General features: G+C 68.4%; 10 protein-coding genes. 4 read left to right on the top strand and 6 right to left on the bottom strand.

Annotation, left to right across the window (positions count from 1 at the left end; translation table 11 throughout):
• The 4 genes from glcE to proC form a co-directional block, all read left to right on the top strand.
• A partial coding sequence (gene glcE / locus G3N94_RS36485; RefSeq protein ID WP_205799091.1) for a glycolate oxidase subunit GlcE occupies positions 1-691 on the top strand: 691 nt, incomplete at its 5' end.
• Between the two features lie 7 nt (positions 692-698).
• Positions 699-1925, top strand: coding sequence for a glycolate oxidase subunit GlcF (glcF, locus tag G3N94_RS36480; protein WP_205799090.1), 1227 nt, complete (start codon positions 699-701; stop codon positions 1923-1925).
• Positions 1926-2172: 247 nt separating this feature from the next.
• Positions 2173-2871, top strand: a complete 699-nt coding sequence (locus G3N94_RS36475; RefSeq protein WP_205799089.1) for a YggS family pyridoxal phosphate-dependent enzyme — start codon at positions 2173-2175, stop codon at positions 2869-2871.
• A 22-nt stretch (positions 2872-2893) separates the two neighbouring features.
• Positions 2894-3706 (top strand): pyrroline-5-carboxylate reductase, encoded by an 813-nt coding sequence (gene proC, locus G3N94_RS36470; protein ID WP_205799088.1) that lies wholly within the window; start codon positions 2894-2896, stop codon positions 3704-3706.
• A gap of 120 nt (positions 3707-3826) precedes the next feature.
• Here the strand turns inward: proC and ubiA are convergent, their stop codons facing one another.
• The 6 genes from ubiA to recG all read right to left on the bottom strand — a co-directional run.
• Positions 3827-4690, bottom strand: coding sequence for a 4-hydroxybenzoate octaprenyltransferase (gene ubiA / locus G3N94_RS36465; protein WP_205799087.1), 864 nt, complete (start codon positions 4688-4690; stop codon positions 3827-3829).
• Positions 4691-4775: 85 nt separating this feature from the next.
• A complete protein-coding gene (locus G3N94_RS36460; protein WP_205799086.1) occupies positions 4776-4940 on the bottom strand; it encodes a hypothetical protein in 165 nt (54 codons plus the stop codon).
• A gap of 101 nt (positions 4941-5041) precedes the next feature.
• Positions 5042-7228 (bottom strand): catalase/peroxidase HPI, encoded by a 2187-nt coding sequence (gene katG / locus G3N94_RS36455; RefSeq protein WP_205799085.1) that lies wholly within the window; start codon positions 7226-7228, stop codon positions 5042-5044.
• A gap of 187 nt (positions 7229-7415) precedes the next feature.
• Entirely contained in the window at positions 7416-7562 is a 147-nt protein-coding gene (locus tag G3N94_RS36450; RefSeq protein ID WP_205799084.1) for a hypothetical protein, read from the bottom strand.
• A 186-nt stretch (positions 7563-7748) separates the two neighbouring features.
• Positions 7749-8708 carry a LysR substrate-binding domain-containing protein gene (locus tag G3N94_RS36445; RefSeq protein ID WP_205799083.1) on the bottom strand — a complete coding sequence of 320 codons (960 nt, stop codon included), beginning with the start codon at positions 8706-8708 and terminating at the stop codon, positions 7749-7751.
• 136 nt (positions 8709-8844) lie between these two features.
• Positions 8845-11080: ATP-dependent DNA helicase RecG (recG, locus tag G3N94_RS36440; RefSeq protein WP_241022271.1), on the bottom strand; the 2236-nt coding region annotated here is incomplete at its 5' end.

The raw sequence follows: 11080 nt of genomic DNA, 5'->3' as shown, positions 1-11080 counted from the left end.
GCGGTTCGGCGGCCAGGTCGTGAAGAACGTCGCCGGCTATGACGTAGCGCGACTGATGGCCGGCTCGCTCGGCACGCTCGGGCTGATGCTCGAGCTGTCGATCAAGGTGCTGCCGGTGCCCGTCGCCGAAGTCACGCTGAAGTTCGAGATGAGCGCGACCGATGCGGTGCGCAAGCTCAACGAATGGGGCGGCCACCCGCTGCCCGTCAGCGCGAGCGCATGGCGCAACGGCACCCTCGTGCTGCGCCTGTCGGGCGCCGAGGCGAGCGTAAAGGCCGCGAAGACCGTGCTCGGCGGCGAAGTCGTCGACGCGGTCGAAGCCGAGCGCTTCTGGGCCGGCCTGCGCGAGCAGACCGATTCGTTCTTCAGCGGCATTCCGCCGGGCTTTGCGCTGTGGCGGCTGTCGCTGCCGTCGATCACCGAGCCGATGCACCTGCCGGGCACCCAGCTGATGGAATGGGGCGGCGCGCAGCGCTGGTGGATCAGCGACGCCGACGCGCAGACCGTCCGCATGAGCGCGAAGCAGGCTGGCGGTCACGCGACGCTGTTCCGCGCGGGCGAATCGTACGACCGCAGCGCCGGCGTGTTCACGCCGCTGCCCGCGCCGCTGATGAAAATCCACCGCGGGTTGAAGTCCGCGTTCGATCCCGCGCGCATCTTCAACCGCGGCCGGCTCTACCCTGAATTCTGAGGGCTCGATGCAAACGAACCTCGCCGATTTCATCCGCAATACGCCCGACGGCGACGAAGCCGACGCGATCCTGCGCAAGTGCGTGCATTGCGGCTTCTGCACCGCGACGTGCCCGACCTATCAGCTGCTCGGCGACGAACTCGACGGCCCGCGCGGCCGCATCTACCTGATCAAGCAGATGGTCGAAGGCGCGCCCGTCACGCGCAGCACGCAGCAGCATCTCGACCGCTGCCTCACCTGCCGCAGCTGCGAGACGACCTGCCCGTCGGGCGTCCAGTACGGCCGCCTCGTCGAGATCGGCCGCAAGCACGTCGAACAACAGGTGCGTCGTCCGCTGTCGCAGCGCGTCGTGCGCCGCGTGCTCGCGAGCTTCGTGCCGAACGCCGCGCTGTTTTCGCCGGTGATGCGGCTCGGCCAGCATGTGCGGCCGCTGCTGCCGAAGCGCGTGCGCGACAAGGTGCCCCCGCGTACGCGCCTGCTCGAATGGCCGCACCGCACCCATCCGCGCAAGATGCTGATGCTCGCCGGCTGCGTGCAGCCGTCGATGTTGCCGAACATCAACATCGCGACCGCGCGTGTGCTCGACGCGCTCGGCGTCGAGACCGTCGTCGCGCCCGAGGCCGGCTGCTGCGGCGCGATCCGGCTGCACCTGAACTACCACGACGAAGCGCTCGACGACGCGCGCCGCAACATCGACGCGTGGTGGCCGTATGTCGAGCAAGGCGCCGAGGCGATCGTGATGAACGCGTCCGGCTGCGGCGCGACGGTGCTCGAGTACGCGCACCTGCTGCGCGACGACCCGGCCTATGCGGAGAAGGCGCAGCGCATCGTCGCACTGACGCGCGACGTGTCCGACGTGCTGCTCGCGTTCGAGGCCGAGCTCGCGTCGCTCGCGCGACGCCGCGCGATCCACACCGTCGCGTATCACCCGCCGTGCACGCTGCAGCACGGCCAGCAATCGCGCGGCAAGGTCGAACGGCTGCTCGAGACGCTCGGCATCGACGTGCGCCTGCCCGCCGACAGCCACCTGTGCTGCGGCTCGGCCGGCACCTATTCGCTGACGCAGCCGTCGCTGTCGTACAAGCTGCGCAAGCAGAAGCTCGCGAAGCTGCAGGCGCTCGAGCCGCAGATGATCGTCTCCGCGAACGTCGGCTGCATCGCGCACCTGCAAAGCGGCACGCAGATCCCGGTCGCGCACTGGATCCAGCTGGTCGAGCACCTCGTGTACGGCTAGTCGATGTGACTCGCCTGACGCAGAGGGGCTGGCGCGTCGGCCTGCATGACGCGTCGCGTGAGCGTGCGCCGCGCGTGGTCGGCCAATGCGCGGGCCGGCCGCCGAACGGGCGTATTTCGTACCGGAACAAGCCCGGCCCCGCGCGCCGCGTCCGTATAATGCGAGGCGAGGCGCCGCGCGTCAGCGGCGCGCCCGCGTTTTTGTGCCTGCTTTAGTGCCTGTATTCGCACCCGCTTTCGTGCCCGTCATGTCCGATCTCGCCGCTCGCCTGGAATCCGTTCATCGCCGCATCGCCGACGCCGCACGCGCGGCCGGCCGCGACCCTGCCACTGTCACGCTGCTCGCCGTCTCGAAGACGTTCCCCGCCGACGCCGTGCGCGCCGCGCATGCGGCCGGCCAGCGCGCGTTCGGCGAAAACTACGTGCAGGAGTCGATCGACAAGATCGACACGCTCGCCGATCTGCGTGCGGACCTCGAGTGGCATTTCATCGGCCCGCTGCAATCGAACAAGACGCGCCCGGTCGCCGAACGCTACGACTGGGTGCATTCGGTCGACCGGCTGAAGATCGCGCAGCGGCTCGCCGAACAGCGGCCCGCGCACCTGCCGCCACTCAACGTGTGCGTGCAGGTGAACATCAGCGGCGAGGCGTCGAAGAGCGGCATTGCGCCGGACGAGATCGCCGCGATCGCGCGCGAGATCGCCGCGCTGCCGGCACTGCGGCTGCGCGGGCTGATGGCAATCCCGGAACCCGCGGATACCCCCGACGCGCAGCGTGCGCCGCACCGCGCGCTGCGTGCGCTGTTCGACGCGCTGCGCGCGGACGGCCTGCCGCTCGACACGCTGTCGATGGGCATGTCCGCCGACCTCGAGGCGGCCGTGCTCGAAGGCGCGACGATCGTGCGGGTCGGCACCGCGATCTTCGGCGCGCGCGACTATTCCCATTGATCCACTCCCTGATCCCGACATCATGAAAATCGCATTCATCGGCGGCGGCAACATGGCCGCGGCATTGATCGGCGGCCTCGTCAAGCGCGGCACCGCCGCAGACGGCCTGTACGCGATCGACGTCAACGAAGACGTCCGCAAGCGCGCCGAGGCACAGTTCGGCATCCGCACCGGCGCGGCGATCGACGCCACGCTCGCCGGCTACGACGCGATCGTGCTCGCCGTGAAGCCGCAGGTGCTGAAGGACGTCGCCGAGGCGCTCGCGCCGCATCTGACGTCGCAGCTCGTGATCAGCATCGCGGCCGGCATCCGCGGCACGGACCTCGCGCGCTGGCTCGGCGGCTACGCGCGCGTCGTGCGCACGATGCCGAACACGCCCGCGCTGGTCGGCATGGGCGTGACGGGCCTCGCCGCGCTGCCGGGCGTCGATGCGGCGGGCCGCGAACTCGCGTCGAACGTGCTCGGCGCGGTCGGCGAGATCGTGTGGTTCGACGACGAGTCGCAGCTCGACGCGGTCACCGCGATCTCGGGCAGCGGCCCCGCGTACGTGTTCTATTTCATCGAAGCGCTGCAGGAAGCGGCGCGCCGTCTCGGGATGAACGACGAGCAGGGCCGCGCGCTGGCGGTCGCGACGTTCACGGGCGCCGCGCAGCTCGCCGCGCAATCCGGCGAGCCGGCCAGCGTGCTGCGCGAGCGCGTGACGTCGAAGGGCGGTACGACGGCGGCCGCGCTCGCGTCGTTCGACGCGCAGGGCGTGAAGGAAGCGATCGTGCAAGGCGCGCTCGCGGCCGAAGCACGCGCGAAGGAAATGGGTGACGAGCTCGGGCGCGCGTAAGCGAAACGTGCGGGGCCTGCGGGATGGCTGCGGCCGCGCCCGCCCGCCCCTCCGCGCCAAAAGAAAAGCGGCCCGCGGGCCGCTTTGTCGTTTCCGGCGCACGATGCGCCGCCGCCGGGCTCAGAGCCCGGACACCGCGTAATGCGCGGCGATCCCGACGAACAGCACGCCGCCGAGCCAGTTGTTGTGCCTGAACGCGGCAAAGCACGGCATCCGCTCGCGCCCCTTGATCAGCGTGTAGTGATACAGCGCACAGCCGGCTGCCGCCGCCCACCCTGCCCAGTACCCGAGACCGAAGCCGAGCGTCAGCCCGATCCACACGTAGATGGCGAGCGTCACCGCGTAACACGCCATCACCGCCGCAACGTCAAAGCGGCCGAACGTGAGCGCGGACGTGCGGATGCCGATCCTGATGTCGTCGTCGCGGTCGACCATCGCATATTCGGTGTCATATGCGACGGACCAGAACACATTCGCGATCAGCATGATCCACGCGAGCATCGGCACCGTGTCCTGCACGGCCGCGAACGCCATCGGAATGCCGAAACCGAACGCGATGCCCAGATACGCCTGCGGAATCGCGAAGAAGCGCTTCATGAACGGATAGGTGCCCGCGACGATCACCGCGACGACCGACAACTCTTTCGTCAGCGTATTGAGCGGCAGGATCAGCAGGAACGCGACGAGCGTCAGCCCGACCGCGATTGCGATCGCTTCCCACGCGCGGATCTTGCCGGACGTCAGCGGACGGTCGGCCGTGCGCTTCACGTGGCGGTCGAAATCGCGGTCCGCGTAATCGTTGATTGCGCAGCCGGCCGAGCGCATCAGCAGCGTGCCAAGCGCGAAGATCACGATCAGCGACCCGCTCGGATGGCCGTCCGACGCGATCCACAGCGCGTTGAGCGTCGGCCACAGCAGCAGCAGGCTGCCGATCGGCTTGTCCATCCGGACGAGCCGCAGATACAGGGGAAAGCGGGCGAGCATGGCGAAGCACCGGGAAGATAACCCCGGCATTTTAGAGCCGAGCGCCGGTTCGCGTCATGTCGGCACGGAGCCTGCGCGGCTATTCTCAAGCGCCGGCGGCAGCCGCCAGGCCATGGACGGCCTGCGCGACCAGCACGGCCGCGCCGCTGCCCGCGATCGCAAAACCGACGATATGCCGCAGCGCGGCGGCGGGCGCGCGCTTCACGGGTGCCGCGAACGCGCTACGCATGTCGAGGATCATCTGCGTCATGATCGTCACTCCTTCAAGCAAAACGAATTGTCCAGATGAAACGGCCGGTCGAGCGACCGGCCGTTTCCTGCTGCCAAACCTTCAGCAGCGACTTGCCGGGATCACGCGAGATCGTAGCGGTCGAGGTTCATCACCTTGTTCCAGGCCGCGACGAAGTCGTGCACGAACTTCTGCTGCGCGTCCGCGCTGCCGTAGACTTCGGCCAGCGCACGCAGCTGAGCGTGCGAGCCGAACACCAGATCGACGCGCGTGCCGGTCCATTTGACGTTGCCCGTCGCGCGATCGCGCCCTTCGTACACGTCGTTCGCGGCCGACGCCGGCTTCCACTCGGTGCCCATGTCGAGCAGGTTCACGAAGAAGTCGTTGGTCAGCGCTTCCGGCCGATCCGTGAACACGCCGTGCGGCGTCTGCCCGACGTTCGCGCCCAGCACGCGCAGACCGCCCACGAGCACCGTCATTTCCGGCGCGGTCAGCGTCAGCAGTTGCGCCTTGTCGACCAGCAGCGCTTCGGCCGGCAGCGTGTACTTGCCCTTCAGGTAGTTGCGGAAACCGTCCGCGACCGGTTCGAGCACGGCCATCGCGTCGATGTCGGTCTGCTCCTGCGACGCGTCCGTGCGGCCCGGCGCGAACGGCACCGTCACCGCAACGCCCGCGTTCTTCGCGGCCTGCTCGACGCCCGCCGCACCGGCCAGCACGATCAGGTCGGCGAGCGACACCTTCTTGCCGCCCGTCTGCGCATCGTTGAACGCCTTCTGGATGCCCTCGAGCTTCTCCAGCACCGTCGCGAGCTGCACCGGCTGGTTCACGTCCCAGTCCTTCTGCGGCGCGAGGCGGACACGCGCACCATTCACGCCACCACGCTTGTCCGAACCGCGGAACGTCGACGCCGACGCCCACGCGGTCGACACGAGCTGCGACACGGACAGGCCCGATGCGACGATCTTCGCCTTCAGCGCGGCCACATCCGCGTCGTCGATCAGCTTGTGATCGACGGCCGGCACCGGGTCCTGCCACAGCAGGACCTCAGCCGGCACTTCCGTACCGAGATAGCGTGCGCGCGGGCCCATGTCGCGGTGCGTCAGCTTGAACCACGCCCGCGCGAACGCGTCGGCGAACTCGTCCGGGTTCTCGTAGAAGCGGCGCGAGATCTTTTCGTACGCCGGATCGAAGCGCAGCGACAGGTCCGTGGTCAGCATCGTCGGCAGGTGCTTCTTCGACGCATCGTGCGCGTCCGGGATCACGGCCTGGGCGTCCTTCGCAACCCACTGGTGCGCGCCGGCCGGGCTCTTCGTCAGCTCCCATTCGTAGCCGAACAGGTTCTCGAAGAAGTTGTTGCTCCACTGCGTCGGCGTCGTCGTCCACGTGACTTCGAGGCCACTCGTGATCGCGTCACCGCCCTTGCCCGTGCCATAGCTGCTCTTCCAGCCAAGGCCTTGCGCCTCGAGCGGCGCCGCTTCCGGCTCGGGACCGACGTCCGAGGCGGGACCGGCGCCGTGCGTCTTGCCGAACGTATGGCCGCCCGCGATCAGCGCGACCGTTTCCTCGTCATTCATCGCCATGCGGGCGAACGTGTCGCGGATGTCGTGTGCTGCGGCGACCGGGTCGGGATTGCCGTCCGGACCTTCGGGGTTCACGTAGATCAGGCCCATCTGCACGGCCGCGAGCGGGTTTTCGAGGACGCGATCGCCCGAGTAGCGGCTGTTCGCGCCGCCGCTCAGTTCCAGCCAGATCTTCTCCGCGCCCCAGTACACGTCGTCCGGCTCCCAGGTGTCCGGACGGCCGCCCGCGTAGCCGAAGGTCTTGAAGCCCATCGATTCGAGCGCGACGTTGCCGGCGAGGATCATCAGGTCGGCCCACGAGATGTTGCGGCCGTATTTCTGCTTGATCGGCCACAGCAGGCGGCGCGCCTTGTCGAGGTTGCCGTTGTCGGGCCAGCTGTTGAGCGGCGCGAAGCGCTGCTGGCCGCCGCCGGCGCCGCCGCGGCCGTCAGCGGTGCGGTACGTGCCGGCGCTGTGCCACGCCATGCGGATGAACAGGCCGCCATAGTGGCCGAAGTCGGCCGGCCACCAGTCCTGCGACGTGGTCATCAGCGCGTGGAGATCCTTCTTCACCGCCGCGAGGTCGAGCGTCTTGAACGCTTCGGCGTAGTTGAAATCCGTGTCCATCGGATCGGACAGGGACGAATGCCGGTGGAGCATGTTCAGGTTGAGCTGATTGGGCCACCAGTCCCGGTTCGACGTGCCGCTGCCTGCGGTCTGATGGAACGGGCACTTCGTTTCGGTCGACATGCGTCTTCTCCTAGTTTCGTTTGCATCCGGCGGCGCGGCCCGAAAGCCGGACACCTTGGCGGATGGTCACTGCGGGGTAAAGGCGGGAGCATCGCTCCCATCGTGCTACGTCGTGTCGGTGTCGGGTGTTCAGCGCGCCGCATCGCCCGGCTCGGTATCCGGGAACGAAGGATCGGCATCGGGCGGCTCAGCCACCATACACGCGATCAGCCAGGTACGCGAACGCGATCGGCCGCAGGCTCCGGATCGCAGCCCGGGCACGATTGACGACCTTCCCGCGCGGCGGGATGTTCCGCTGCGTGTGCTGCGTGTGCTGCCATAACGAACGCATCATGACACCCTCCTTTGACGATTGCATTGAACGTGCAGATCGCCGTGACGGCGGTGCATCGATCCATGTGGAGGATTCTATACATGGCTATCGATTATTTTAATTTGATAAATTTCATCTATGAGATAGGTAAAAATAAACGGGGTCGCAAGACCCCGTTTATCGGCGGCGTTCATGAGCCGCGCCGCGTCAATTCACCGTCGCCGGCATGTCGAGCTTCGCGACGCCCGGCAGGTCGCACCCGGAGATCGCATCGCTGATCGCATCGATCGCGGGCATCCGCGTAAAGCTCTTGCGCCACACGAGCACGACGCGGCGGTCCGGCACCGGGTCGTTGAACGGCACGTACGACAGCAGCTCGGCATCGGGGCCGTTCGCGCGCGGCCCGACCTCGGCGACCGACATCCGCGGCAGCACGGTGATGCCGACGCCGCTCGCGACCATGTGGCGGATCGTCTCGAGCGACGAACCCTCGAAGGTCTTCTGGATTCCGTCGGCCGTCTGCGAGAAGCGCATCAGTTCCGGACACACGCCGAGCACGTGATCGCGGAAGCAGTGGCCGTTGCCGAGCAGCAGCATCGTCTCCTGCTTCAGGTCCTCCGCGTCGATCTGGTGGCGCTTCTCCCACGGATGGCCGGCCGGCAGCGCGACGACGAACGGCTCGTCGTACAGCGGTCGCACCATCAGGCCCGTCTCGGGGAACGGCAGCGCCATGATCGCCGCGTCGATCTCGCCCTGCTTCAGCAACTCGAGCAGCTTGAGCGTGTAGTTCTCCTGCAGCATCAGCGGCATCTGCGGAACCCGCTGGATCATCTGCTTGACGAGTGTCGGCAGCAGGTAGGGCCCGATCGTGTAGATCACGCCGAGGCGGAACGGACCGACGAGCGGATCCTTGCCCTGCTTCGCGATCTCCTTGATCGCGAAGGTCTGCTCGAGCACGCGCTGCGCTTGCGTGACGATCTGGTCGCCGATCGGCGTGACGCTCACTTCGCTCGCGCCGCGCTCGAAGATCTGTACGTTGAGTTCGTCTTCCAGCTTCTTGATCGCCACCGACAGCGTCGGCTGGCTCACGAAGCATGCTTCGGCCGCGCGGCCGAAATGCCGTTCGCGCGCGACCGCGACGATGTATTTCAATTCAGTCAGCGTCATTGTGGGTCAATCAAATAGATACAGGCGATAGGTTTAATTTATACACCCTGTGACGCCGGTTCGCCAAGTTTCTCCGCATCATCGTGCGCAATTCCGCGGTTTTAAATCCGGCCCTCAATCTGCGCGCGATCAGCCGTCACGCCTTCAGGTACTGCTCGCGCGCGCCGAGCCAGCGCGCGAGATGCTGCGTGACGACGTCCGGATAGCCGGCGATCAGCCGCGCGGCCGCTTCGCGGGCCGGCTCGATCAGCCAGCCGTCGGTTTCGAGGTTCGCGAAGCGCAGCATCGCCGCGCCCGACTGGCGCGCGCCGAGAAATTCGCCGGGGCCGCGGATCTCGAGGTCGCGCCGCGCGATCTCGAAGCCGTCGGTGGTCTCGCGCATCGTCTTCAGCCGCGCGCGGCCCGCGAGCGACAGCGGCCCGCTGTACAGCAGCACGCATACCGACGCCGCAGTGCCGCGCCCCACCCGGCCGCGCAGCTGGTGCAGCTGCGCGAGGCCGAAGCGCTCCGCGTGGTCGATCACCATCAGCGACGCGTTCGGCACGTCGACGCCGACTTCGATCACGGTCGTCGCGACGAGCAGCTGCACGTCGTTGCGCGTGAACGCGTCCATCACCGTGGCCTTGTCGGCCGGCGACAGGCGCCCGTGCACGAGCCCGACCTGCAGCTCGGGCAGCGCGGCGACGAGCGTCTCGTAGGTCTCGACGGCCGTCTGCAGCTGCAGCGTCTCGCTTTCCTCGATCAGCGGGCAGACCCAGTACACCTGGCGGCCGGTCAGCGCGGCCTCGCGCACGCGCGAAATCACCTCGTCGCGCCGCGCGTCGCCGATCAGGCGCGTCAGCACCGGCGTGCGGCCCGGCGGCAATTCGTCGATCGTCGACACCTCGAGATCCGCGTAATAGGTCATCGCGAGCGTGCGCGGGATCGGCGTCGCGGACATCATCAGCTGGTGCGGCTGGAACCCGTGCGCGCCGTCCGCCGCGTTGGCCGCCTTCGCGCGCAGCGCGAGGCGCTGCTCGACGCCGAAACGGTGCTGCTCGTCGACGATCACGAGGCCGAGCCGCGCGAATTCGACCGCGTCCTGGATGATCGCGTGCGTGCCGATCACGAGCTGCGCGGTGCCGAGCGCGGCCGCTTCGATCGCCGCGCGCTTGTCCTTCGCCTTCAGGCTGCCGGCGAGCCACGCGACCGACACGCCGAGCGGTTCGAGCCACGCGCGCAGCTTGCGCGCGTGCTGTTCCGCGAGGATCTCGGTCGGCGCCATCAGCGCGGCCTGGTAGCCGGCGTCGATCGCCTGCGTGGCCGCGAGCGCCGCGACGACCGTCTTGCCGCTGCCGACGTCGCCCTGCAGCAGCCGCTGCATCGGATGCGCCAGCGTCAGATCCTGCGCGATCTCGTCGACGACGCGCGCCTGCGCGCCCGTCAGCGTGAACGGCAGCGCCGCATAGAGGCGCGTCGTCAGCGCGTCGGCATCGCTCGCCGTGCGGCGCGGCATCGCAGGCGCGGCGCGCGTGCGGCGCTCCTCGTGCGCGCGCTTCAGCGACAGCTGCTGCGCGAGCAGCTCGTCGAACTTGATGCGCGTCCATGCGGGATGCGAGCCGTCCATCAGCGCGGCTTCGTCCGAGTCGACACCCGGGTGATGCAGGATCCGCACGGCGTCCGCGAGCGACGGCACGCCGAGCGGCTTCAGGTACGCACGGTCGATCTCCGGCGGCAGCAGTTCCGGCAGCGGCGTGCGCTCGACCGCGTTCTCGATCGCCTTGCGCAGGTACGCCTGCGACACGCCGGCCGTGCTCGGATAGACAGGTGTGAGCACCTGCGGCAGCGGCGCGTCGGCTTCGACGACGCGTACCGCTGGATGCACCATCTCCATCCCGAAGAAGCCGCCGCGCACGTCGCCGCGCACGCGCAGCCGCTGGCCGACGGCCATCTGCTTGACCTGCGAGCCGTAGAAATTCAGGAAGCGCAGCACGAGCTGCTCGCCGTCGTCGTCCTGGATCTTCACGACGAGCTGGCGGCGCGGCCGGTATGCGACTTCGTTGTCGAACACGACACCTTCCGTCTGCGCGATGCCGCCCGGCAGCAGCTCGCCGATCGGCGTGAGCGTGGTTTCGTCCTCGTAGCGCATCGGCAGATGCAGCACGAGATCGATCGAGCGCGTGAGGCCGAGCTTCGCGAGCTTGTCGGCGGTTTTCACGGGCTTGTCGGCCGCGGCCTTCTTGCGCTTCGGCGCGGCCGCCTCCGATGCCGCCGGATCGGAAGTGGAAAACCCTGCGGCGTCCTGCCCGTCGCCAGCCGGTTCGTCCGGTCCAGCGCCGGATGCGCTGGCATCGAACGCGGCCGCCGGCTGCGCGAGCCGGCCGTCAGCGCCG

This window comes from Burkholderia sp. Ac-20353 (assembly GCF_017104785.1).
In the GTDB taxonomy this organism is placed as follows: Bacteria; Pseudomonadota; Gammaproteobacteria; order Burkholderiales; family Burkholderiaceae; genus Burkholderia.
This window is presented reverse-complemented; position numbering and strand designations above follow the sequence as displayed.

Bases quoted from the DNA above. Each gene is read 5' to 3' on its own strand.
- G3N94_RS36475 (WP_205799089.1), top strand. From the start codon at position 2,173: ATGTCCGATCTCGCCGCTCGCCTGGAATCCGTTCATCGCCGCATCGCC.
- ubiA (WP_205799087.1), bottom strand. From the start codon at position 4,690: ATGCTCGCCCGCTTTCCCCTGTATCTGCGGCTCGTCCGGATGGACAAG.
- G3N94_RS36460 (WP_205799086.1), bottom strand. From the start codon at position 4,940: ATGACGCAGATGATCCTCGACATGCGTAGCGCGTTCGCGGCACCCGTG.
- G3N94_RS36450 (WP_205799084.1), bottom strand. From the start codon at position 7,562: ATGATGCGTTCGTTATGGCAGCACACGCAGCACACGCAGCGGAACATC.
- G3N94_RS36445 (WP_205799083.1), bottom strand. From the start codon at position 8,708: ATGACGCTGACTGAATTGAAATACATCGTCGCGGTCGCGCGCGAACGG.
- proC (WP_205799088.1), top strand. From the start codon at position 2,894: ATGAAAATCGCATTCATCGGCGGCGGCAACATGGCCGCGGCATTGATC.
- katG (WP_205799085.1), bottom strand. From the start codon at position 7,228: ATGTCGACCGAAACGAAGTGCCCGTTCCATCAGACCGCAGGCAGCGGC.
- glcF (WP_205799090.1), top strand. From the start codon at position 699: ATGCAAACGAACCTCGCCGATTTCATCCGCAATACGCCCGACGGCGAC.